We start from the raw sequence: 23,460 nt of genomic DNA, 5'->3' as shown, positions 1-23,460 counted from the left end.
TCATGTTGGGGACAGCATGCGGCGCAGGACCTCCGCGCCCGCAGCCAAGCCGACCTCGTCCAGCCCATGGCCGAGGCCGGGACGGTACAGGGCGCGCACCGGTACGCCGGCATCGATCAGGGCTGATTCCGCCATGCGGGTGGCCGCGACGGGCACGACCTCGTCGGCCTCGCCATGAACCAGCAGGACGGGCGGCTGGCCGCGGATGCGTTCGGCAAGCCGGTCCGCGCCGATCATGCCGCCGGAATAGGCGAGGATGCAGGCGGGATCCGGCACCGCCCCGCGGAGCCCGGCCTCAAGCACCGTCATCGCGCCCTGGCTGAATCCCATCAGCGCCACCCGTCCTGGCGACAGGACGAGCCGCGCGGCCTCCTGTGCCACGAACCGGCCGAGCGTCGCGGCCGCGGCTTCCACGCCGGCTTCCAACTGCATCGGGGATCGGTCCCACAACGGGAACCACTGCCGGCCATAGGGAATCCCGTCACAGGGCTGCGGCGCATGCGGCGCGACGAAAAGCGCGCGGGGTACCGCCTCGGCCCACATGGCGCCCAGGTCGATCAGGTCGTTCCCATCCGCACCGAAGCCATGGACGAGCACCACCAGCGCGTCTGGCGCATCGCCGTCCTTCGGCCCGAAGCGCGGCCCGTCCAGCCCGTCCATGCGCGATCCCCCTTGCCCAGCCTGTTCCTTGCCCGCTACCGGGTGTGACGCATGGGCGCAACCGCCATCGTCACCCGTTTCGCGCCGAGCCCGACAGGGCATCTGCATCTCGGTCATGTCCATTCGGCCGCCTTCGCCTGGCGCCGCGCGCGCGAGGCAGGCGGCCGCTTCATGCTGCGTATCGAGGATATCGACCCGACCCGCTGCCGCCCCGAATTCACCGAGGCGATCCTGGAGGACCTGACCTGGCTCGGCCTGAGCTGGGACGGCCCCGTGCGGGTGCAGTCGGAACACCTGTCCGACTATCGCGTTGTGCTGGATGCGCTGTCGGCGCGCGGGCTGCTCTATCCCTGCTTCTGCACGCGCGCCGACATTGCGCGAGAGATCGCCGCGAGCGCCTCCGCGCCGCATGGGCCCGATGGGCCACTCTATCCCGGCACCTGCCGGCTTCTGTCACCGGCTGAACGCGCGGCCCGCATCGCGCGCGGGGAACCGCATGCGCTGCGGCTCGACATGGCGGCGGCGCTCGCGACGGTCCCGACGCGGCTCTGCTATTGCGAGGAAGGCTTCGGCCGCCTGTGCTGCCATCCCGCGCAGTTCGGGGATGTGGTGCTGGCGCGCAAGGACGTCCCGGCCTCCTACCATCTTTGCGTGACGCATGACGACGCGTTGCAGGGCGTAACGCTGGTGACGCGCGGGGAGGACCTGAAGCCGGCGACCGATCTGCATCGGCTATTGCAGGCGCTGATGGGCTGGCCGGAGCCGCGCTACGCCCATCACGGGCTGCTGGTGGATGCCTCCGGGAAGCGGCTTGCGAAGCGCGACAGGGCCGCGACGATCCGGGCCCTGCGGGAGAGCGGCGTCAGCGCGGAGGAGGTGCTGCGGATGGCGGAGGGGGCGGGTCCGATGAGGTCGGACTGATGGCGCGGTGGAAAGGAGAGGACAGACCTTCTCCGAGCCCTGCCACTCAGATGCCGCCGGCGTCGGCAGGCGCGCGGAGACGGTTGAGAGAGCGGGACATCACGGGGACATGGAGGACCTGGCCGAGCGCGGGTCCTCGCCGGCCGATCCATCCATCCGCCCAGTCACCTGGACCGCCCGCCACGAAGGCCGCTCGCACCAGACGGGGAGAAGGTGGGCGCCGCTCTCCTCGCTGCGATCGACGTTTCCAGGTCATGCCTGGCCTGTGGCTGAGCGCCCGGATCGAGCCGTCCGGCCCACGCCATGAGACGCGAATGGGTTCCGTGCCGAGGTGGCGCAGAAGGGTCCTGCCGTTTCCCTTACTCCGCCGCTACCGCAGCGAACCCATGCCGCGCGAGGATTGCCTGCCCTGCCGGCGACAGGGCGAACAGTGACAGCCGCACCGCCTCCGGCCGGCCCGACAGCAGCGCCATCCCATAATCCGCGCCGACCGCCAGCGCCTCGGGCAGGTCCTGCACGCCGATCCCCGGCAGTTCGGCACGCGCCAGCGCCCCCGAGGTGCAATAGCCAAGAAACACATCCATGCGCCCCGCGCGGAAATTCCAGGCGACCGCGCCGATGCCGGCCGGCGGCGTCGGCGAATTCGGCCCGCCAACGAGTTGCAGCGCCTTCGCCTCCAACGCCGCCTGCGCCCCGGGCCGCAGCAGCTCCGCCCGGCGGAACAGCGCCCAGGCATAGTCGCCAGACGGGTCGGCCCGCGGCGTGGAGGTACCCAGCTTCACCGCCGAATCGAGCAGCGCGTCCAGCACCTGCCCGGTCGGCACGGTAAGACCCGGCCGCGTGATCAGACACAGCCGGTTGCGCACGAAGATCACCGCGGGCGCGACGGTCCGCCCGTCGCGCTCCAGGCGCTGCGCGTGATCGAGGCTCGCCGAGAAGAAGACATCGGCGGGAATGGCGCCGGCCTCGATCCCCTCCCGCATCAGGCCGGACGGTCCGAAGCGGGTCACGACCGGCGCGCCACCAGGCATTGCCGCGAAGGCCTGCGCCACCTCGCCCAGCGACGCGGTCAGGCTGCCCGCGGCCACCAGGCGCACCGGCTCCTGCGCCCGGGCCGCGGCGGGCAGCAGCAGTGCGCAGGCCAGCGCGATGCGGCGGAGGACGCGCATCACGCCGTGCGGATCCACACCGCCTTCACGTTCAGATACTCGTTGACGTGATCCTTGCCGCCCTCGCGCCCATACCCGCTCATCTTGTAGCCGCCGAAGGGCACGGCCGGGTCCATCGCCTGGTAGCAGTTGATCCACACCGACCCGGCGCGGATCGCCCGCGCCAGCCGGTGCGCCTTGGACACGTCGCGCGTCCACAGCCCGCTGCCGAGGCCGAACTGCGTCGCATTGGCGCGCTTCGCTACTTCCTCGATGTCGTCGAAGGGAATGGCGGAGATCACCGGCCCGAAGATCTCCTCCTGCGCGATGCGCATCTCGTCGTGGACATTCGCGAAGACGGTCGGCGGCACGAAGAAGCCCTTGGACAGCGCGCCCTCGGTCAGGCGTTCGCCGCCGGCGAGCGGCGTCGCCCCTTCCTGCCGCCCGATCGCCAGATACCCCGTCACGCGATCGAGCTGTTCCACCGACACCAGCGGCCCGACCTGCGTCGCATCGTCGCGCCCGTCGCCCACGCGCAGCGCCCGCCCGTATTCGGCAACGCGAGCGGTGAATTCCTCATAGACCTTGCGCTCGACGAACAGCCGCGTGCCGGCGCTGCAGATCTGCCCCGAATTGGCGAAGACGGCCATCGCCGCACCCGGCACTGCGGCGTCCAGATCGGCATCGGCGAAGACCACGTCCGGGCTCTTGCCGCCCAGTTCCAGCGACACCCGCTTCAGATTTCCCGCCGAGGCCTGGATGATCTTCTGCCCGGTGACGTGCGACCCGGTGAAGGCCACCTTGTCCACGCCGCGATGCGCGGCAAGCGCCGCCCCCGCCGTCTCGCCGAAGCCCGGCACGACGTTCACCACCCCCGGCGGCACGCCGGCTTCGAGGCACAGCTCGCCGAGGCGCAGCGGCGTCAGCGGCGCTTCCTCGGCCGGCTTCAGCACGACACAGCAGCCCGTCGCGATCGCCGGCCCGATCTTCCAGATCGAGGACGACAGCGGCGCGTTCCACGGAATGATGGCGCCGACCACGCCAACCGGCTCCTTCAGCGTGTAGGAGACATATTCGCCGGGCAGCGAATTCTCGATTGTCTCGCCATGGATCGAGACTGCCTGTCCCGCATAGTAGCGCAGCATCCCCACCGCACGCTGCCGGTTGCCCCGCGTGCGGGAGATCGGCGCCCCCATGTCGATGGTGTCGAGTGCCGCGAATTCCTCGAAATGCTTGTCCAGCAGGTCGGCGAGCCGCAGCAGGATGTTCTGCCGCTCATAAGGCTTGGTCCGGCCCCAGGCGCCCTCGAAGGCCGCACGCGCGGCGGCGACGGCGCGGTCGATATCCTCCGCATCGCCCTCCGCGACCTGCGCCAGCACTTCCCCCGTCGCCGGATTGATCGTCGCGAAGGTCTTGCCGGAGGCCGCTTCCAACCACTTGCCGTCGATCAGCATCCGCTTCGGCCGGCCATCGAGGAAGGGGTGGGTCGTGGGCTTCACATCGACCGTCATGGCGTTCGCTCCTGCTGGGGTGGGTGTTTCCGGCGCGGCTCATACCCTGTTGCCTGCCGGGGCTCCATCTGGTTTCGTTATACTTTATTGGATATAGCGCGACAACCGGACGAGGACAGCCATGCGGGCGAGCATCCAGGACGTGACGGAACGCAAGCCTGCCTGGGCGCTGCGGCTCGGCCACACGGAACGCTGCGACTGCGCACCGTGGCAGCCGGCCCGGCCCGCGCCGGTCGTCGCCGCCCTGGCAATGCTGCGGCGCCGGGCGATCTGGGATCTCGGGCCCAGCCTGCATTGCTCGATCATCGGCACCTGCCTGACCACCGACGCGCTGCGCCGCCTGATGCGCAAAGTGAACCAGGGCGAGGCCGATGCCTCCGACCATCGCCTGCACGGCCTGGCGGTCGGTCCCTGCGGCACGCAGGGCGTGGCGGCGCGGCTGATCAACAAGGCGCTGGACGATCGCCACCGCACCGCCATCCGCCGCTTCGATGCCGCCAAGGACATCCCCGCCCTGCGCCGCCTCTGGGCCGAGGCCCAGGCCGCCGGCGAGATCCCCGGCGCCTATTGGGCGGTGCTGACCCATCCGCTCGTCGACCAGCCGCTGATCGCGGATGTCTTCGGCGACGTACACATGCTCTCCCACCTGGTCGGCGCGGCGAACCGCGCCGATATCCGCCGCCTGGCCGAACAGGATCGCGAGATCGCCGCCCTGCGCGCCACCGTCGCGCGCCAGCAGCAGCGGCTGCGCGACGACATCACCGAGCGCGACGCCCGCATCCATGCCTTGCAGGACATGCTGGCCGCCGAGTCCCTGCGCCGTGCCGCCACCCCCGCCGCCGCGGCCGAGACCGACCATCTGATCGCCGCCCTCCAGGCCCGCTGCGACCGCCTCGCCGCCCGTGCCGACGCCGCCGAAGCCCGCCGCGCCGAAGCGGAATCCCGCGCCGCCGCCGCATCGCGCGAGGCCACCGCCGCCGCCACCGACCGCGACGCCCTGCGCCGCGAGATCGCCGCCGCCGAGGCCGCCCTGACCGACGATTCCCCCACCTCGCCTGCGATCGGCGCCCCGCGCACGATCCTCTATGTCGGCGGCCGGTCCGGCCAGACCGCCGTTCTGCGCCGTGCCGCAGAACGCTGCGGCGCCGAGCTGCTCCACCACGACGCCGAGCAGGGCAGCGCCCTGCTCGCCGGCCTGGTCGGCCGCGCCAGTCTGGTCGTCTTCCCCGTCGATTGCGTCAGCCACGACGCCGCCCTTGCCGTGAAGCGGCTTTGCCGCCAGACCGGCCGCCCCTTCCGCCCTCTGCGCTCGACCGGCGCGGCGAGCCTGCTCGCGGCCCTACAGGACGCCCCGGCGCTGCCCCTCGCCGCCGAGTGATGGACGGGCGCCGGCCCTTCGGCTATTTCCATTGAGATATAACGTCACCGGGAGTTCAGGCCCATGTTCCGTCGTGCCCTCCTCGCGGCCATTGCTGCGCTCGGCCTCGCCACCGCCCCCGCGCGCGCCCAGGAAGGCCCGACCGTCTTCGCGGCCGCCAGCCTGACGGATGCCATGCGCGCCCTCGGCCAGGCCTGGGCGGCGCAGGGCCATCCGGCGCCGCGCCTCTCCTTCGCGGCCTCCTCCGCCCTCGCCCGGCAGATCGAACAGGGCGCGCCCGCCGACCTGTTCATGTCGGCCGATGAGGCCTGGATGAATTATGTCCAGGAACGCAACCTGATTGTGAACGCGACGCGCATCAGCCCGATCGGCAATTCCCTGGTGCTGGTCGCTCCCGCCAACGCCGCGCGGCCTGTGACGCTCGAACGCGATACGAACCTGCTTGCCCTGCTCGGCCCCAATGGCCGCATCGCGACAGGTGACCCGGCGCATGTGCCGGTCGGCCGCTACGCCCAGGCGGCGCTGACCTGGATGGGGCAGTGGGACGCGATCAGCCCGCGCCTCGCCCGCGCCGACAATGTCCGCTCGGCTCTGCTGCTGGTCGAACGCGGCGAGGCCCCCTATGGCATCGTCTATGGCACCGACGCGGCGATCAGCCAGGGCGTGCGCGTGGTCGGGACCTTCCCCGCCGCCAGCCACACGCCGGTCACCTACCCCTTCGCGGTGACCCGGCGCGGTGAAAATAACGCCGAGGCGCGCGGGTTCTTCACCTTCATCACGGGGGCGGATGCCCGGGCCACCTGGCAGCGCTTCGGGTTCAGCCTGGCGCAGTGAGGGTTGGGCGGAGCGCCGCGCTTCCAGTCCGGATACCTCCATTGTGGAACCGAGAGGGGCTTTGCCCCTCTCGGGCTCTCCCCAGCAAAGGCCGAAGGGCCTTTGCAAACCTCAATTTGATGCTGTGCGCCGCTGCCGGAATGATGCCGAGACCCGCTTTTGCGCATGAAGGGTTTTTGGAGAAGGCAGTACGCGCATTGCGCCAAGCACCGGAAGATTGCGTTCCAAGTGCTCCAAGCACCAGGGCCACCCATCGACGTTGCTTTGCAAGGGCGATGGGATCTCAGTGGCGGGGTGGTTTGGAGGGGCGGCGCCCCTCCAATTCCAGCAGCGGAAGCAAGCCGGTCATCAGGCAGGCCTGGGTGAATTTCCATCCGGCGCTGGGCACGACGGGCATTCTGCGCCCTCATGACGCCCATCATGCACAAGGGTGGGTTCCGGCATTGATCCTGACAGCGGCGCGGGGCGCCATGTATCGGTTTCCAAAGGCCCTGTGGCCTTTGGCGGGTGGAGGTCCGGAGGAGGGCAGGGCCCTCCTCCGGTGCCACCGCTGATGTCCTTCGCCCTCTCCCCCGAGGAATGGACCGCTGTCCGCCTCAGTCTGGATGTCGCCGCCCGTTCCGTCCTGACCTCCCTGGTCCCTGCCATCGCCATCGCCTGGCTGCTGGCGCGGGGCCGTTTCCCCGGCCGGATGCTGCTGGATGCGCTGGTGCACCTGCCGCTGGTGGTCCCGCCCGTGGTGGTGGGCTGGGGCCTGCTGATGCTGTTCGGCGTGCGCGGCCCGATCGGCGGTCCGCTGAACGACTGGTTCGGCATCCGCCTGGTCTTCACCACGGACGGCGCGGCCCTGGCGACGGCGGTGATGTCCTTCCCGCTGATCGTTCGCGCCGTGCGGCTGGGGCTGGAAGGCGTCGATCCGGGCTTCGAGGCCGCTGCGCGGACCCTCGGCGCCGGGCCGATAGACCGCTTTGTGACGGTGACGCTGCCGCTGATGTCCCCGGGCATCCTCGCCGGCGCGGTCACAGCCTTCGCCGCCGGCCTCGGTGAGTTCGGCGCCGTCATCACCTTCGCCTCGAACATTCCGGGCGAGACCCAGACCCTGCCGCTCGCCATCTACAGCGCCACCCAGACGCCGGGGGGCGAGGCGATCGCAGGCCGCCTCGCGGCCATTTCCTTCACCCTCGCCATCGCGCTGCTGCTGTTGGCGGAACTTGTCGCGCGGCGCATGCACCGGCTGCTCGGGCGCGGCTGATGGCCGAGATCGCGCTGCGCCACCGCTTCCCGGATGGGGGCTTCAGCCTCGATGTAGCCTTCTCGGCACCGGCCCAGGGGGTGACGGCGCTGTTCGGGCCCTCGGGCTGCGGGAAATCGACCGTGCTGGCCGCCGTCGCCGGCCTGCTGCGGCCGCAACAGGGCCGCGTCGTGCTGGGCGGCGCCACGGTGCTGGACACCCGGGCGGGGATCGACCTGCCGCCGGAACGCCGCCGCTGCGGCGTCGTCTTCCAGGATGCTCGGCTGTTCCCCCATCTCAGCGTCGAGACCAATCTCCGCTACGGCCTGCGCCGCGCCCCGCGCGACGCGCAGGGCCCCGGCTTCGCCGAGGTGGTGGACCTGCTCGGCATCGGCCATCTGCTCGACCGTCGCCCGGCGCGGCTGTCCGGCGGCGAGCGCCAGCGGGTCGCCCTCGGCCGGGCCCTGCTGTCCCGTCCGCACATCCTGCTGATGGACGAACCGTTGGCGGCGCTCGACGCCGCGCGGCGGACCGAGGTCCTGCCCTTCCTGGCCCGGCTGCGCGATGCGGCGCGGCTGCCCATCCTCTACGTGACCCACGCGCTGGAGGAGGTGGACGCCCTCGCCGACCACCTGGTCCTGCTGGAGTCCGGCCGCGTCCTGGCCGAGGGCCCGGTCGGCGCGCTCGCCGCCCGCACCGACCTGCCGCTCGCCGCCCGGCGCGACGCGGGCGTGCTGCTCGACTGCATCGTCTCCGGCGCGACCGAGGGGGGGCTGACGCGGCTCGACTTCCCCGGCGGGGCGCTGTTGACCACCCTGCATCCCGGCCCCGCCGGCACCAGGCTGCGCGTCCGCGTCCGCGCGCGGGACGTTGCGGTGGCGGTCGAAGAACCCCGCGGCCTGTCCACCCAGAACATCCTGAAAGGCATCGTCGCCGACATCCAACCCGCCGCGGAGGGCCCGGAAGTCTTCCTCCGCCTGGCCGTCGGCCGATCCGACCTGCTGGCCCGCATCACCCGCGACAGCGTCGAACGGCTTTCCTTGCATCCCGGCATGGCGATCTGGGCTCTGGTCAAGGCCGTCACCTTCGATCACAGAACGGTGGCGGAGGGCGCGCCCCTCCATCCGACCGCGGCCGGAGGCTCCGATGCCCTACCTGATTCCTGACGATCGCCTCGTGGCCATGCTGCGCGAGGACGCTCCCTATGGCGACCTGACCACGCGCGGCCTGGCCATCGGGGAACGATCCGGCCAGGCGACATTCCGAACGCGAAGCACCGTGACCGCCTGCTGCACCGAGGAAGCCGAGCGCATCATGCTGCTCGCCGGCTGCACCGCGGCGCGGCGCAAGGCGAGTTCTGGCGCGCTGGTCGACGAAGGCGGCGACCTTCTGATCGCCGAAGGCCCTGCGGAGGCGATCCACCTTGGCATGAAGGTCGCGCAGACGCTGATGGAAATCGCCTCGGGCGTGGCCACCCGCGCCCGGCGGATCCTCTCCGCAGCGCGCCAGGGCAGGCCCAACATCGCCGTCGCCTGCACGCGCAAGCACCTGCCCGGGGCGAAGGACGTGATGCTGAAGGCGATCACCGCCGGCGGCTGCGTGCCTCACCGGCTGGGCCTGTCGGACAGCGTGCTGGTCTTCGCCCAGCACCGCGCCTTCCTGGGCCGCACCCCGCCGCATCTGTGGGTGGAACAACTCCGCATCGCCCAGCCCGAGCGCAAGATCGAGGTCGAGGCCGAAACCGTGGACGAGGCCGCGCAATTCGCCGCCGCCGGGGTCGATGCCGTGCAACTCGACAAGCTGACGCCGGAACAGGTGGCCGAGGCCGTCCGCGCGATCGCGCGGCTGCCCAGGCGGCCGCTGATCGCCGTGGCCGGCGGAGTGACCGAGAAGAACGCGGCGGAATACGCCGCCGCCGGCGTCGACCTGCTGGTGACCTCCGCCGCCTATGCCGCGCCGCCGGCGGATGTGTCGGTGTCGGTCACGTCGGTGTAGGCCTGGGGCGCTAGGCTCTGCCGATCACGCTGTCGCTTTCGGCGAGAGGAGACCACAGGGATCTCCATCCCATAAGCGCACAGGCATGGCGCGCGAGGCGATAGAAAGGGTCGTGTGCCGACAGGTCGTCGTGGACGGCCAGCCTGGGGCATGACGCGAAGTCTCGGCGGAGCGCCGTCCCGGGTGGTCACCGCTCGAGGGTCTTCGACGGGGCATTGTCATCTGGCCGTGTGGTCCGGAGGGGCACGGCCCCCTCCGGTTGAGGAGCCACCGGAGGGGAGGCAAGTCTCCCCGCCAATGCCTGCCGCGTCAGTGCGACATCAGCACCGGCACTGTCATCTGCTTCAGGATCGAGCGCGTCACCCCACCCAACACGAACTCCCGCAGCCGGGAATGGCCATAGGCCCCGATCACCAGCAGGTCCGCCGTCATGTCCGCGGCCTGGTTCAGCACGAGGTCCGCATCGGGCACGTCAGGGGCGACGCGATGCTCGACCGTCACTGTCACGCCGTGGCGGGCAAGGTGCAGCGCGATGTCCGACCCTGGCTCCTCGCCATGGCCCTCGATCGAGACGCGGGGGTTGGCGGCGAGGACGCAGGCGGTCTCGGCCTGGGCGATCAGCGGCAGGGCGTCATTCACCGCGCGGGCGGATTCGCGGCTGGCGTTCCAGCCGATCAGCACGCGGCGCCCGACCGAGCTGAAGGTGCCGGCATAGGGCACCACCAGCACCGGCCGGCCGGCGCCGAACAAGACATCGCCGGCGAGGCCGACGGAGCCCGGTATGGCGGTATCGGGATCATCCTGGCCGATGATCACCAGATCCGCATAGCGGGCATGCAGGGAAATCAACTCTGCCAGCATGCCCTCGGCCTGGCGCCACTCGCCGGGGATGGCTTCGCGCCGCAGGCGTTCGCGGTAGTCGGCCTCCACCCGCTTTGCCTCGGCGAGGCTCGCATTGCGCATATCGTCGACCACGGTGGCGATGGCGGCCCCGCCGCTGGCGTCGCCCATGGCGATCATCGGGAGGCCGATATCGATCACGGTCAGGGCGGTCAGATGGGCCTCATGCCGGCGGGCGAGGTCGATGGCGAGGTCGAGACGGCTGCCGCTCTGCGGCGTTGCGTCGAGATGGACCAGAATGTCCTTGAGCGGCATGACTTCCTCCGGCGCCCAGTGGCGCAGCCAAGATCGACGGGCGGTCCGCCCTCGGGGGCGATCCGTCCGACGGGGCGGCAGAGTGGGCCGGTTCGCGCGCGCCGAAAAGTCCCGCTTGCCAAGCGTCTTGCGCCACGGAATCATGAACGAAACGGGAACATGTTTCTGGCTGTGACAAAGTCGGGACTCTTGGCAAGGGGTCTGTGCGTCACCCCATGTGGTGGTCATGTGACTGTGGCAAGACTACATCTTGTGTCCCAGGGGCGATAAACGGCAGGATGCATGCCCAGGGGATGAGTTGGTTGGGGGGTTTGACCGTGTTCGATGCCGTACAGCTTGAAGGCCATGGGCAGGTCCAGATCGACCGGTCGCGCGACGCGCTGCTGACCGATTTCGGCAAGGCGACGCTCGACGATCGCTACCTGCTGCCGGGCGAGTCCTACCAGGATCTGTTCGCCCGCGTGGCCTCGGCCTATGGCGACGACGCGGCGCATGCGCAGCGCATCTACGACTACATCAGCAAGCTGTGGTTCATGCCGGCGACGCCCGTGCTGTCGAATGGCGGCACGACACGCGGCCTGCCGATCTCCTGCTTCCTGAACGAGGCCTCGGACAGCCTCGACGGCATCGTCGGCCTATGGAACGAGAATGTCTGGCTGGCCGCCAAGGGCGGGGGCATCGGATCCTACTGGGGCAATCTGCGCGGCATCGGCGAGAAGGTCGGGCGCAACGGCAAGACGTCCGGCGTCATCCCCTTCATCCGGGTGATGGACAGCCTGACGCTGGCGATCTCCCAGGGGTCGCTTCGGCGCGGCTCGGCCGCCTGCTACCTGCCGGTGCACCATCCGGAGATCGAGGAATTCCTCGAAATGCGCCGCCCGACCGGCGGCGACCCGAACCGCAAGGCGCTGAACCTGCATCACGGCGTGCTGCTGTCCGATGCCTTCATGCGCGCGGTCGAGAATGACGAGGACTGGGCGCTGATCTCGCCGAAGGACGGCGCGCTGATGCGCAAGGTCTCGGCGCGCGCGCTGTGGATCCGCATCCTGACGGCGCGCATCGAGACGGGCGAGCCGTACATCATCTATTCCGACCACGTGAACCGCGCGCAGCCCGAGCACCACAAGCTCGCGGGACTTGAGGTGAAGACCTCGAATCTCTGCTCGGAGATCACGCTGCCGACCGGCATCGACCAGCACGGCGAACAGCGCACCGCGGTGTGCTGCCTGTCGTCCCTGAACTGCGAGACCTGGTTCGAGTGGAAGGACCATCCGCTGTTCATCACGGATGTGATGCGCTTCCTGGACAACGTGCTGCAGTCCTTCATCGACACCGCGCCGGATTCCATGGCACGGGCGAAGTACAGCGCGATGCGCGAACGCTCGGTCGGCCTTGGCGTGATGGGCTTTCACTCCTTCCTCCAGAAGATGAACGTGCCCTTCGAATCCGTCGTCGCGAAGGTGTGGAACAAGAAGATGTTCAAGCACGTCCGCGAGCAGGCGGATGCGGCGTCGCGTCTATTGGCCGAGGAGCGCGGCCCGTGCCCCGATGCCGCCGAATACGGCATCATGGAGCGCTTCTCCCACAAGATGGCGATCGCGCCGACCGCGTCGATCTCCATCATCTGCGGCGGCGCCAGCCCGGGCATCGAGCCGATCGCGGCCAATGTCTACAACCACAAGACGCTGTCCGGCTCCTTCATCGTGCGCAACCCATACCTCGCGACGGTGCTGGAGAAGCATGGCCGGAACGATGACGAGACCTGGACCTCGATCACGGTCACCAAAGGATCGGTGCAGCATCTCGACTTCCTGACCGAGCAGGAGAAGGCCATTTTCAAGACCGCCTTCGAACTCGACCAGCGCTGGGTGATCGAACATGCGGCCGACCGCACGCCCTTCATCTGCCAGTCACAGTCGGTGAACCTCTTCCTGCCGGCCAACGTGCACAAGCGCGACCTGCACCAGATTCACATGAGCGCATGGAAGAAGGGTCTGAAGTCGCTCTACTACTGCCGGTCCCTGTCGATCCAGCGCGCCGACACCATCAGCGAGAAGGTGGTCGGCCAGAGCGACATCATGGCCGTTGAGCCCAAGGCGCCGATCGAACCGACCCTCCCGCTCGCCGCGACCGGCAACAGCAACAATTACGAGGAATGCCTCGCCTGCCAGTGACGGTGGGGCCCGCCCTGCGCAGGGGCGGGCTCAGACACTCCTGCTGACGGCCGTGGCCTCCTGGCCTTGGTGCCTGGGTGGTGCTCACCCCGGGGTTTTCGGGCGCAGCATGCCCATCACCAGCCGCACCAGCGCTTCCTCGAAGGCCTCGGTTCCCAGCATCGGGTGGCGTTCGAAGGCCGCCGACCGGACTGCGCCCGCCACGGCGCGCAGCAGCACGTAGCGCCCGGCCTCGCCCAATGGCTCGACATGGGCGCCGCACCGCGCCTCAATCGCCGCGAGCATCGGTTCTGCCACGCTCACCACATCCTTCGTCTCCTTCGGCACGCGCCGCAGGATGGCGAGCAGCACGGCCCGGCGCACCCCGTGCCGTCCGCGAAAGGCGCCGAGGAAGGCCCGGATCGCCTGGCGGACCGTGGGTTCGGGGTCGGCCGGGTCGAAACCGGCCAGTTCTGCCTCGAGCCGCGCCAGCACCCGTTTCTGCTCCCGCTCGGCCATGGCGACGAGGATGGCATCGCGGTTCGGGAAGTACTGGTACAGCGTGCCGATGGAGAAGCCGGCGCGCTCGGCGATGCGATTGGTCGTCAGCGCCGCCTCGCCTTCCTTGTGGAGGATCTGAGCACTGGCCTCGAGGAGCGTTTCCACCGTCTGCTGAGAGCGCCCCTGCACGGGCGATTTTCGCATGAAATTCAGCAGGTTGGACTGTTTCGCCATGTAACCCCCGGACCATGCGGATGCGAGTGGAGGAAACTGAGCAGGCCTCAGATATTCGCAGCGGCTGGTGACGTCCCGCAACGCTGCGGTGGCCGCGCCGGCGATGGCAAGGAGATCCTGCATGCGCATCCTGTCCGGACTTGCTCTCGGGGCACTGGTCCTCGCTGCCCCGCTCGCCGAGGCACGCGAGATCACCCGCTCCGGCAGCGTCACCGGCCCGCACGGCCAGACCGCGACGATGAGTGGCAACGCCAGCCGTACGCTCGGCCAGGGCGCGACGCGCAGCCGGGTCTGGACCGGCCCACAGGGGCAGAGCGTCTCGCGCCAGGGCGCCGTCACGCCGAATGGCGACGGCAGCGCGACCGGCACGCGCACGATGACCGGGCCTCAGGGTCAGAGCGTGACGCGATCCGGCACGGTCAGCGTCACGCCGTAACGCGCTCGCACCCTGCCGGACGTCACATCCCGGCAGGGTGTGCGGGATTCAGTCGACCGTCGCCCCCGACGCCCGCACGACTTCCGCCCATTTGGCGATCTCGGCTGTGATGAAAGCTTCAAAAGCCGCGGGCGTGGTGCCGCCATCGGGTGTCAGATTCGGCAACTCGGCGCCGAGCTCCGCGAGCTTTGAGCGCGTTATGGGTTCCTTGCTGATGGCGTCGATCTCGGCGCCGAGCCGGTCGATCGCCGCCTGCGGCGTATGGGCGGGGACCTGCATGCCGAACCAGGCGGTGGCCTCGAAGCCTGGCACCATCGTCTCGGCGAGGGTCGGCACATCCGGCAGCACTGCGGAGCGTGCATGCCCGGTGACGGCGAGCGCGCGCAACCGCCCATCGCGGATATGCCCGATGCAGGATGGGATATTGTCGACCGAGGCCTGGACCCGGCCGGCCACCGCCTCGATCAGCATCGGGCCGGCACCGCGGAAGGGCACATGGGTCATGCGCGTGCCCGTGCGCATCAGGAACATCTCCATCGCCATGTGTGGCGACCCGCCGCTGCCCGCGCTGCCGTAGTTCAACTGCCCCGGCCGCGCCTTCGCCGCCGCGACCAGTTCCTCGATGCTGCGGATCGGCAGGGCGTGATGGACCATGATGACGTTGGGCACGCGCAGATAGAGCCCGACGGCGGCAAGATCCTCCGGCCGGTAGGGCATGCGCGGGCCGAACAGGGCGTAGTTGATCGCGGCCGGTGAAACGGCGGTGCTGAGCACGGTGTAGCCATCGGGCGCCGCGCGCGCGACGGCCTCGGTGCCGATATTGCCGGTCGCGCCGCCACGGTTCTCCACGGGCATGGGCTGGGCAAGCCGGACCTGCAACCGGTCGGCATAGAGGCGCGCGGCGAGGTCGGTGGTGCCGCCGGGCGGGAAGTTCACGACCATGCGCACAGGGCGCGTCGGGTAGCGGCCCTCCTCGGCGCGCGCGGCGGCGGGCAGGGCGGTGAGGGCGCCGATCAGCGGCCGCCGCGCGATGATCATGCGGGGATGCTCCTCCGGGGTCGTCTTCTGTGCGCCAGGTCGCTCGGCGTGTCCGGACGGCGAGGGCATGCTGCGTAACAACCGGGAAGGGATAGAGGCATGGCGTATGCGGTGGCCGTGGCGGTGGGACTGCTCGGACTTCTCTCGCTGGTATCGTGCGCGATCGGGTTGTTCCTCGCCACCTCGGCGCAGCGGGCCTTTGAGGCGGCGCTCGCCGACGATGGTAACGACGGCCTGCGGGCGCGCGGCGTGCTGCTGGTCGACCGCATCCGCCATCCGGCGCTGCGCTGGATCGTCAACCGCCGCACCGGCGCGATGGCCGGTACGGTGGTGGTCGCCGTGGTGCGGGACAGGCTTGCCACGCTGCGCCGTTCCTCCCTCATCGGGGGTGTGGTGGGCCTGGGACTGGTGGTTCTCGCCTTCCAGGTCCCTGGCCTGATGGAGTAGCGGGGCTCAGTCCACCGTGATGTGGCCTTTATGGACCACCTCGGCCCATTTCACGATTTCGCTGCGGATGAAGGCATCGAAGGTCTGCGGCGTGGACAGGCCATCCGGCGTCAGGTCCGGCTTCATGCCGCCCAGGTCGGCGAGCTTCTGCCACACGGCCGGATCGGCGAGTGCCGCATTCGTCTCGTGCGCCATGCGGTCGATGATCGGGCGCGGGGTGCGGGCGGGGGCGACGATGCCGAACCACGCCGTCGCTTCCACCGCCGGGAAGCCGGCCTCGGCGGTGGTCGGCACGTCGGGCAGGGAGGGCGTGCGCATGGCCGTGGTGACCGCGAGCGGCCGCAGCCGCCCGTCCCGCAGATGGCCGATGACGGAGGGCAGGTTGTCCACGCCGACCTCGATGCGCCCGGCGATGATTTCCTGCAGCATCGGCCCGGCGCCGCGGAAGGGGACGTGCGTCAGGTCGATCCCCGCCGCCTGCTTCAGCAGCTCGCCCGTCATGTGCAGGGAGGTGCCGACGCCCGAGGAGCCGATGTTCAGCTTGCCCGGCTGGCGCTTCGCCAGGTCCACCAGTTCCCGCAGCGTGCGCACCGGCAGGTCGTTGTTGACGAAGATCGCGTTGGGCACCTTCACCACCAGCGCGACGCCGGCCAGGTCGTCGGGCTTGTGCGGCATGCGGTCGCCATAGAGCCCGAAATTGATCGCGCCCGAGGAGACCGTCTGCATCAGCATGGTGTAGCCATCGGGCTCGGCCTTCGCGACGACGTCCGCGCCGACATTGCCGCCCGAGCCGCCCGGCCGGTTCTCCACCACGACAGGCTGGCCGAGGCGCCGGGTCAGCGGTTCGAGCATGACGCGCGCGGCGAGGTCGGTGGTGCCGCCCGGCGGGAAGCCGACGACCAGCCGCACCGGCCGGGTCGGCCAGGATTGGGCGAAGGCCGGGCGCGCCAGGGGTGCAAGGGCCAATCCGCCCAGCAGGGCGCGGCGGTCGATCATGGTTATGTCCTCCCGGAGCCCGGACGTTACCGGGTCTCGCTATGATGTGAGGACAGACTGGCCTCTCGGCGGCGGGGGATCAACCCGCGGCACCCGGCCGCGTTTCCGCCGGGCCGCGAAAGGCTCTATTGTGCGGGCGTATTCCACCGGGAACAGGGGGCGCGACCGCATGGGGTTCGCCAGGCTCTATGGTCGCGTGCTGTGGCTGCTCGGGGCGGATCGCCCCATGGCGGTCGGTCTCGGCATCGCCGCGCTGGGGCTGGCGGGGCTGCAATTCCTCGAACCCGTGCTGTTCGGGCGGGTGGTCGACCTGCTGGCGCGGTCCGAGAGCATGCCACCGACACTGCTGTGGTCCGAGGCGACCACGCTGTTGACCATCTGGGGCATCGTGGGCCTCGCGAGCATTGCGGCCAATGTGGCGGTGGGGCTGTTCGCCGACCGTATGGCGCATCGCAACCGCCTGAAGGTGATGCACGACTATTTCCAGCATGTGCTCGCCTTGCCGCTGTCCTTCCATGGCGATACGCAGTCGGGCCGGCTGATGAAGATCATGCTGGTCGGCACGGACAATCTGTTCGGGTTGTGGCTCGGCTTCTTCCGCGAGCACATCGTCACCTTCGTCTCGCTGATCGTGCTGCTGCCGCTGACCATGGTGATGAACTGGCGGCTCGGCCTGCTGCTGGTGATCCTGGTCGCGGTCTTCGCCGTGGTGTCCGCCATCGTCATCCGCCGCACCCAGGATGCGCAGGCAAAGGTCGAAGCCTTCCACTCGCGTCTTGCCGGCAATGCGCAGGATGCGCTGTCCAACGTGGTGGTCGTGCAGTCCTTCACGCGGCTGTCCTCGGAAGCGCGGATGTTCGGGGATATCGTGCGCCAGGTGCTGGACCATCAGTTCCCGGTGCTGAACTGGTGGGCGATCGTCGCGGTGCTGACGCGCGCGGCATCGACCGTCTGCGTCATCGCCATCTTTGTCCTCGGCACCATCCTGCATGTGCGCGGGCAGGCGAGCGTGGGCGAGATCGTCTCCTTCATGGGCTTCGCGACGCTGCTGATCGGGCGACTCGAAGGCGCGGTCAGCTTCGTCTCCCACATGGTCTTCGTGCAGCCGCGCATCGTGGAGCTGTTCCAGGTGCTCGATGCGCGATCGACGGTGCCGGAGGCGCCGGATGCCCTAGACATCGGCCGTGCCGAGGGCCGCGTCGCCTTCGAGGATGTTGCCTTCGCCTATCCCGGTGGCCCGCCGATTCTGCGCGACGTGTCCTTCAGCGCGGCACCCGGGCGGACCGTCGCGCTGGTCGGTCAGACCGGCGCCGGCAAGTCCACGGCCATGGCACTGCTGCAGCGGCTGTGGGACCCGGTGGAAGGCCGCGTGACGCTGGACGGCCATGATCTCCGGCAGATCAGCCTGGAATCGCTGCGGCGCAACATCGGCGTGGTGTTCCAGGAATCCATGCTGTTCAGCCGCACCATCCGCGAGAACCTGCTGGTCGGCCGCCCCGAGGCGACGCAGGAAGAGATCGAGACTGCCTGCCGCCAGGCCGAGGCGCATGACTTTATTACCCGCCAGCCCCAGGGCTACGACACCATCGTCGGCGAGCGCGGGTCGAACCTGTCGGGCGGCCAGCGCCAGCGCCTGGCCATTGCGCGGGCGCTCATCAAGAACCCGCCGGTGCTGATCCTGGACGAGGCGACCAGCGCGCTCGACGCCGCGACCGAGGCGCGGGTGCAGAAGGCGCTCGCCGCGCTGATGGCCGGGCGGACGACGTTCATCATCGCGCATCGCCTGTCCACGGTGCGCGAGGCGGACGAGATCCTGGTCTTCGACGGCGGCCGCATCGCCGAGCGCGGGCCCTTCGCGGAACTGGTCGCGCTGGATGGCCGTTTCGCGGAGTTGGTGCGCACGCAGCTCGCCGGCGGGGCGGCCGCGCCGGCGCACTGATCGCGCCGTCTTCAACTTCCGTGGCGCCGCCGCGCTTCGTCCTTGCATCGCGCGTGGTGACCCTGGCAGGCTCGCTTCATGGTTGCGCGGACAGGGATCGCCGGACCCCTCGCTTCGCTGCGGCACCCGGCGCTTCCCTGAAGCCACGCCCTGCGGGTCCCCCGGCCCGCAAAGGAGGAGGGAGCGGACATGACCATCAAATCCATCCTGCGTCACAAGGGCGAGGATGTGTTCTCCGTGGGCCCCGGAGATGACGTGACGGGCATAGCCCAGGCGCTGGCACAGCACCGCATCGGCGCGGCACTGGTGCGGGATCTGGACGGCAAGGTTCTTGGCATCGTCAGCGAACGCGACATCGTCCGCGCCTTGGCGCGCGAGGGCACGGTCGCGCTGTCACGGACCGCGCGCGACCTGATGACCGCGGAACTCGTCACGGTTTCGCTGGGCACCAGCATCGCCGAGGGCTTCGCCATCATGACACAGCACCGCTGCCGGCACCTGCCGGTGATGGAACAGGGCCGGCTGGCCGGCATGGTCTCGATCGGTGACCTGGTGAAGGCGCGCATCGAGCAGGCGGAACAGGAGGCGGAATCGCTGCGCGCCTTCGTGACGGCTGCCTAGCCGCAGCGTCGGGGGCGCCCGGGCCGCGGGCGGCTGGGCGCTCCCTCGGGGGAAAGCGGAGCCTTCCCCCGACGGCGGTCGTCAGGCCGCCGCGTCGACGGGCTGGTAGGGCAGCCGCTTCACGCGATCCATGTTCAGCCCTTCGATCCGCAGCAGGCGCGTCGGCCCGTCGCGGCGCGGGGAATGCAGGATGCCAGGCTCGTAGAGATACGCGTCGCCTGGCTTCATCGCGTAGTCGCGTATGCGCTTCGCCTTGCCCGGCACGCCCTCGGACGGGCGGGCGAGGCATTCCCAATCGGTCATGACCGTCTCGCCTTCCGCCTGGCCGTAGATGGCCCAGGAGGGGCCATGGTCGTGGGGCCCGGAAGTCTTCGCGTCATGATAGGCGTGGGCGAGGACGGTGAAGCCGAGCTCCGGATCCTCGTAGAGCACCTGCCGTTCGGGCGTCTTGTCGTTGATGTTGGCGGCGACGAAGGCCGGGTCCTTCAGGGCTTCGCGCACCAGGTCGCAGACCATCTCGCGGCCTTCGGTGCCGGGATGGTCCTTCAGGGCGCTGCGCGCGCGCTGCACGAAGTCGTCGAGGGTGATGGGCATGGATTTTCTCCTCCCGCCGGGAACCGGAGGGGAAGATGCTCCCGACCAGCGCGCGACGGAAGGGGCTATGCGCGGTTTGGCAGCCTGCCGGGGGGCTCGTTTCCGGTTGCTGTCCGCACAGGCTTTCCCGTGGGCCTCACGGCTCCGCGAGAAAATCCCGGGTTTCGGCCACAGCTTGGGCGAGGCCCAGCCGGCGGATCAGCACGCCGGGGGGTAGCCCGTGCAGCAGGCGGGACGGGCAGGACCGGTCGAGCATGACGAAGACACCCTTGTCATCCGCGCGGCGGATCAGCCGCCCGAAGGCCTGTCGCAACCGGTGGCGGGCGATGCGGTCGTCGTAGTCCTTGGGGCGTGCGCCGGATAGATGGAGGCGCCGCTCACGATGCAAGATGGTCGGGCGCGGCCAGGGTACGCGGTCGAAGACCAGCAGTCGCAACGCGCGGCCCGGCACGTCCACCCCGTCGCGCATCGCATCGGTGCCGAGGAGGCAGGCGTGTTCCTCGGCGCGGAAGACATCGACGAGGGTGCTGTTGTCCATCGCGTCGATGTGCTGGGCGTAGAGCGGGATGCCTGCTTCCTCGAGCGGCCCGGCGATGCGGGCATGGACGTCGCGCAGGCGGCGGATGGCGGTGAACAGGCCAAGGCCGCCGCCACCGGCCGAGAGGAACAGCGCCTGGAACGCCGCGGCGACCTGGCCGGTGTTTTCCTTCGCCACATCGGTGACGACCAGGCAGCGCGTGCGCGCGCCATAGTCGAACGGCGAGGGCATGGCCGCCCGGATCACCGGCACCGGCAGGTGGGAGGCACCGGTGCGCGCCTCGGCTTCGCGCCAGGCCGATTCCGGATCGTCCTCCTCGGTCTCCGCCTCGTCGCGCAGGGTGGCGGAGGTGATCAGCAGCCCGTGCGCCGGTGCCGCCACAGCCTGGGCGAAGGGCTCGGTCGGGTCGAGGTGGTGGCGATGCATCCCGGCATCGGTGTCGTTGCCGCCGCGACGTTCGAGGCTCAGCCAATCGACATAGGTCGGGCGTTCGCCGGGCTCGGACGGCGCGGCCTGGACGGTGGCGAGCATCATCCCCCAGGCGCGCAAAGGGCGCAGGGCGCGGTTCTCCAGCGACCGGCAGATCGCTTCGAGCCGGATACGGTCGCCGACTTCCAGATCCTCGGCCTCATCCTCGAGCCGCGCGGCGAAGCGGTCGCGCAGCAGGACCAGCGGCTCTTCGAGGCGGTGCAGCGCGCGGGCCAGGGTCTGCGCGGCCTCCGGCAAGGCCTGCGTGACCGGGAACAGGTCGCATTCGGAATCGTAGAGCCCGGCGCCATGCGCCTCGTCAGTGCGGGCCAGCACCTGCTCGCGCGTGGCATGGAGAAAGGCCTCGGCGGCGTTCGGCGTCTCGTCCGGCCGCGTGGCAGGCGCCTCTGGCAGGCGGGAGGCCCAGCCGCCGGCGGGCAGGGATCGCGCGGCCTGTAGGGCCGCGTCCAGCGGGGCCTGGAGATCAGGGCGGTCGCCGACCAGTTCCTCGGTGCGCCGCCGCAACCCGCGGGCACGCGACCGGCCGCCTTCCGCGCCGAGCAGCCAGCGGCGCAGCTCTGCCATCTCGGCCCCGGTCAGGTCGGCGGAGAAAGCAGAATCGGCCGCGTCGAACAGGTGATGGCCCTCGTCGAAGACCAGGCGCAGGGGTGGTCCGTCCTCCCCGCCGCCGAGTGCGGCCTGGACCATCACCAGCGCATGGTTGGCGATGACGATCTGCGCGGTCTTGGCCCGGCGGATGGAATGCTCGACGAAGCAGGTCTTGTAGTGCGGGCAGGCGGAATGGATGCACTCGCCGCGCCGGTCGGCGAGGTGCAGCACCGCACCGGGTCCGAACAGCTCCGCGATCCAGCCCGGGAAGTCGCCGCCGAGCAGATCCCCATCCCGCGTCGCCAGCGCCCAGCGCGCGACCAGCCCGAGCGCGATCGCGGCATAGGGTGGGGGCCCGCCCGCCGTCTGATCGTCGAGGTTCAGCAGGCAGAGGTAGTTCTCGCGCCCCTTGCGCAGCACCACGCGGCGGCGGCGTTCCTCGGGGTCGGGAAACAGCCGCGCCGTCTCCTGGTCGATCTGGCGCTGGAGGTTGCGGGTGAAGGTGCTGATCCAGACCGGCGCGCCGTTCTTCTCGGCCCAGACGCTCGCCGGGGCGATGTAGCCGAGCGTCTTGCCGGTGCCGGTGCCGGCCTCGGCCAGCACCAGGGCGGGTGCGCCTGGATGTTCGCGTGGCGCGAAGGCGCCAGCAGCGGCCGAGGCGTAGTCGGCCTGCTGGGGCCGCTGTTCGGCATCGGGGCCGAGGATTTCGGCGAGCCGGCGCCGTGCCTCGGCGGGTTCGACGGGGAAGGAGGCGGCGGGCGGGGGAGGGGCTGTGTCCTCCCATTCCGGCAGGCGGCGCCAGACCTTGTAGGCGTTGGGCATGGGCCGCGCGGCCGGATCGCCGAGCGCGGCCAGCACGGATGGCGCCCAAGGCCAACCCGCCTCGCCCATGCGCGCCGCGAGACCCGCCGCATCGCGGTTGCGCAGCGCCTCCCGCGTTTCGGCGAGGTGCCGCAGCAGATGGGTCGCGATCTCCGGCAGCAGGGTGGCGGCGGCCTCATCATCCTTCGGCTGCGGCAGGTCGAGCGCGAGGGCGAGGCCGCGCGGCGTGGGTGCGCAGGGTTCGGCCGGGCGGCAGAAGGCGAAGAGTTCCAGCAGGTCGTGCGCCGCATCGAAGCCCGGAAGGCCGAGCCGCCGCGCCGTGGAGGGCGTGTGCACCAGCATCGGCGCGGTGTCGCGCAGCCGCGCGGCGATGACCGGGCCGGGGAGGGTCTCGACCTCACCATCGGGGGACAGCAGTACGCCATGGCCAAAGCCCGCGACCAGGGACGGGACGTCAGGCAGCAGGAGTCGCGGGGCGGAAGCCATGATGCAGGGTAGCAGCCGGGCGCCGCGGTGTTAGCCCGGCCGGAGGCGCTTCGAGCACTACCTCGTGCCCCACATCCGGTCCCCCGCATCGCCGAGCCCAGGTCGGATATAGCCGTGGTCGTCCAGCGCGCGATCCACCGCCGCCGTCCACACCGGCACGTCGGGGTGATGCGCATGGAAATGCGCCACACCCTCCGGCGCGGCGAGCAGGCAGACGAAGCGGATCTCCTTGCAGCCGCGGGCCTTGAAGCGGTCGACCGCCGCCACCGCCGAATGCGCCGTCGCCAGCATCGGGTCGAGCACCAGCACCAGCCGCTCCGCCACGTCGCTCGGCGCCTTGAAGTAGTATTCCACGGCCTGGAGCGTCGCCGGGTCGCGGTAGAGCCCGACATGCGCGACGCGCGCCGAGGGCATCAGCGACAGCATGCCGTCCAGCATGCCGAGTCCCGCTCGCAGCACCGGCGCCAGCACCAGCTTCCGTCCGGCCAGCCGCGGGGCCATCATCGGCTCGAGCGGCGTCTCGATCGGCGCATTCTCCAGCGGCAGGTCGCGCGTCACCTCGTAGCAGAGCAGCATCGCGATCTCGCTCAGCAGCCGCCGAAATTCGGCCGAGGCGCAACTCGCTTCCCGCATCAGGCCCAGCTTGTGCTGGATCAACGGATGCGAGGCTACATGCAGCCCTGTGGTCATGCGCGCGTCACCCCGTTCATGGCGGCTCTCACCGCTCGGTTCGTCTGATTGACGC

The 23,460-nt window shown here is 70.2% G+C and carries 21 protein-coding genes; 11 read left to right on the top strand and 10 right to left on the bottom strand.

All coding sequences use genetic code 11. The features are described from left to right. The gene (locus KPL78_RS24985; RefSeq protein WP_219765700.1) at positions 1 to 660 is read right to left on the bottom strand and encodes an alpha/beta hydrolase; all 660 of its coding nucleotides are present in this window, start codon (positions 658 to 660) and stop codon (positions 1 to 3) included. Positions 661 to 711: 51 nt separating this feature from the next. Between KPL78_RS24985 and gluQRS the strand changes: the two genes are divergently transcribed. Then, the gene (gluQRS, locus tag KPL78_RS24980; protein WP_219765699.1) at positions 712 to 1,581 is read left to right on the top strand and encodes a tRNA glutamyl-Q(34) synthetase GluQRS; all 870 of its coding nucleotides are present in this window, start codon (positions 712 to 714) and stop codon (positions 1,579 to 1,581) included. A 359-nt stretch (positions 1,582 to 1,940) separates the two neighbouring features. On the opposite strand, the gene KPL78_RS24975 is transcribed toward gluQRS, so the two are convergent. Both KPL78_RS24975 and KPL78_RS24970 read right to left on the bottom strand, forming a co-directional pair. Continuing rightward, positions 1,941 to 2,750, bottom strand: coding sequence for a substrate-binding domain-containing protein (locus KPL78_RS24975; RefSeq protein ID WP_255569440.1), 810 nt, complete (start codon positions 2,748 to 2,750; stop codon positions 1,941 to 1,943). Then, on the bottom strand, positions 2,750 to 4,240 hold the full coding sequence (locus tag KPL78_RS24970; protein ID WP_219765697.1) for an aldehyde dehydrogenase family protein: 1,491 nt from the start codon (positions 4,238 to 4,240) through the stop codon (positions 2,750 to 2,752). Before KPL78_RS24970 ends, KPL78_RS24975 begins: the two co-directional genes overlap by 1 nt. Positions 4,241 to 4,361: 121 nt before the next feature. Here KPL78_RS24970 and KPL78_RS30460 point away from each other — a divergent pair, with 121 nt between their 5' ends. The 5 genes from KPL78_RS30460 (at position 4,362) to modD (ending at position 9,678) form a co-directional block, all read left to right on the top strand. Continuing rightward, positions 4,362 to 5,618, top strand: coding sequence for a DUF2325 domain-containing protein (locus KPL78_RS30460; protein WP_255569422.1), 1,257 nt, complete (start codon positions 4,362 to 4,364; stop codon positions 5,616 to 5,618). Positions 5,619 to 5,681: 63 nt separating this feature from the next. Next, positions 5,682 to 6,452, top strand: a complete 771-nt coding sequence (gene modA / locus KPL78_RS24960; RefSeq protein ID WP_219765696.1) for a molybdate ABC transporter substrate-binding protein — start codon at positions 5,682 to 5,684, stop codon at positions 6,450 to 6,452. 553 nt (positions 6,453 to 7,005) lie between these two features. After that, on the top strand, positions 7,006 to 7,704 hold the full coding sequence (gene modB, locus KPL78_RS24955; RefSeq protein WP_219765695.1) for a molybdate ABC transporter permease subunit: 699 nt from the start codon (positions 7,006 to 7,008) through the stop codon (positions 7,702 to 7,704). Continuing rightward, positions 7,704 to 8,849, top strand: a complete 1,146-nt coding sequence (modC, locus tag KPL78_RS24950) for a molybdenum ABC transporter ATP-binding protein (protein ID WP_219765694.1) — start codon at positions 7,704 to 7,706, stop codon at positions 8,847 to 8,849. The genes modB and modC overlap by 1 nt, the downstream gene beginning before the upstream one ends. Next, positions 8,830 to 9,678 (top strand): ModD protein, encoded by an 849-nt coding sequence (modD, locus tag KPL78_RS24945; protein ID WP_219765693.1) that lies wholly within the window; start codon positions 8,830 to 8,832, stop codon positions 9,676 to 9,678. The genes modC and modD overlap by 20 nt, the downstream gene beginning before the upstream one ends. A 309-nt stretch (positions 9,679 to 9,987) precedes the next feature. On the opposite strand, the gene KPL78_RS24940 is transcribed toward modD, so the two are convergent. Next, a complete protein-coding gene (locus tag KPL78_RS24940; RefSeq protein ID WP_219765692.1) occupies positions 9,988 to 10,833 on the bottom strand; it encodes a universal stress protein in 846 nt (281 codons plus the stop codon). A 317-nt stretch (positions 10,834 to 11,150) separates the two neighbouring features. On the opposite strand from KPL78_RS24940, the gene KPL78_RS24935 reads away from it, so the two are divergent. Further along, on the top strand, positions 11,151 to 13,007 hold the full coding sequence (locus KPL78_RS24935) for a ribonucleoside-diphosphate reductase subunit alpha (protein WP_408904497.1): 1,857 nt from the start codon (positions 11,151 to 11,153) through the stop codon (positions 13,005 to 13,007). 84 nt (positions 13,008 to 13,091) lie between these two features. On the opposite strand, the gene KPL78_RS24930 is transcribed toward KPL78_RS24935, so the two are convergent. Next, positions 13,092 to 13,850, bottom strand: a complete 759-nt coding sequence (locus KPL78_RS24930) for a TetR/AcrR family transcriptional regulator (RefSeq protein ID WP_255569420.1) — start codon at positions 13,848 to 13,850, stop codon at positions 13,092 to 13,094. Here KPL78_RS24930 and KPL78_RS24925 point away from each other — a divergent pair. Beyond that, complete coding sequence (locus KPL78_RS24925; protein WP_219765690.1) at positions 13,843 to 14,157, top strand: hypothetical protein; 315 nt, start codon at positions 13,843 to 13,845, stop codon at positions 14,155 to 14,157. The genes KPL78_RS24930 and KPL78_RS24925 overlap by 8 nt on opposite strands. Before the next feature lie 48 nt (positions 14,158 to 14,205). Here KPL78_RS24925 and KPL78_RS24920 read toward each other — a convergent pair whose 3' ends face one another. Continuing rightward, entirely contained in the window at positions 14,206 to 15,195 is a 990-nt protein-coding gene (locus tag KPL78_RS24920) for a Bug family tripartite tricarboxylate transporter substrate binding protein (RefSeq protein WP_219765689.1), read from the bottom strand. 99 nt (positions 15,196 to 15,294) lie between these two features. Here KPL78_RS24920 and KPL78_RS24915 point away from each other — a divergent pair, with 99 nt between their 5' ends. Next, the gene (locus KPL78_RS24915) at positions 15,295 to 15,642 is read left to right on the top strand and encodes a hypothetical protein (protein WP_219765688.1); all 348 of its coding nucleotides are present in this window, start codon (positions 15,295 to 15,297) and stop codon (positions 15,640 to 15,642) included. A 6-nt stretch (positions 15,643 to 15,648) separates the two neighbouring features. On the opposite strand, the gene KPL78_RS24910 is transcribed toward KPL78_RS24915, so the two are convergent. Further along, entirely contained in the window at positions 15,649 to 16,638 is a 990-nt protein-coding gene (locus KPL78_RS24910) for a Bug family tripartite tricarboxylate transporter substrate binding protein (protein WP_219765687.1), read from the bottom strand. A 169-nt stretch (positions 16,639 to 16,807) separates the two neighbouring features. Between KPL78_RS24910 and KPL78_RS24905 the strand changes: the two genes are divergently transcribed. Continuing rightward, positions 16,808 to 18,577: a glucan ABC transporter ATP-binding protein/ permease gene (locus KPL78_RS24905; RefSeq protein ID WP_219765686.1), complete on the top strand. Its 1,770-nt coding sequence runs from the start codon at positions 16,808 to 16,810 to the stop codon at positions 18,575 to 18,577. A 189-nt stretch (positions 18,578 to 18,766) separates the two neighbouring features. Further along, the gene (locus KPL78_RS24900) at positions 18,767 to 19,198 is read left to right on the top strand and encodes a CBS domain-containing protein (protein ID WP_219765685.1); all 432 of its coding nucleotides are present in this window, start codon (positions 18,767 to 18,769) and stop codon (positions 19,196 to 19,198) included. Positions 19,199 to 19,279: 81 nt separating this feature from the next. Here the strand turns inward: KPL78_RS24900 and KPL78_RS24895 are convergent, their stop codons facing one another. The 3 genes from KPL78_RS24895 to upp form a co-directional block, all read right to left on the bottom strand. Further along, complete coding sequence (locus KPL78_RS24895) at positions 19,280 to 19,792, bottom strand: cupin domain-containing protein (protein ID WP_219765684.1); 513 nt, start codon at positions 19,790 to 19,792, stop codon at positions 19,280 to 19,282. Positions 19,793 to 19,928: 136 nt separating this feature from the next. Next, positions 19,929 to 22,715, bottom strand: coding sequence for an ATP-dependent DNA helicase (locus tag KPL78_RS24890; RefSeq protein WP_219765683.1), 2,787 nt, complete (start codon positions 22,713 to 22,715; stop codon positions 19,929 to 19,931). Between the two features lie 57 nt (positions 22,716 to 22,772). Then, on the bottom strand, positions 22,773 to 23,405 hold the full coding sequence (gene upp, locus KPL78_RS24885) for a uracil phosphoribosyltransferase (protein WP_219765682.1): 633 nt from the start codon (positions 23,403 to 23,405) through the stop codon (positions 22,773 to 22,775). Positions 23,406 to 23,460: the final 55 nt, after the last annotated feature.

The organism is Roseomonas alba (genome assembly GCF_019430885.1).
In the GTDB taxonomy this organism is placed as follows: Bacteria; Pseudomonadota; Alphaproteobacteria; order Acetobacterales; family Acetobacteraceae; genus Neoroseomonas; species Neoroseomonas alba.
Note: the sequence above shows the minus strand (reverse complement) of the source record. Positions and strands in the feature narration are given on the sequence as shown.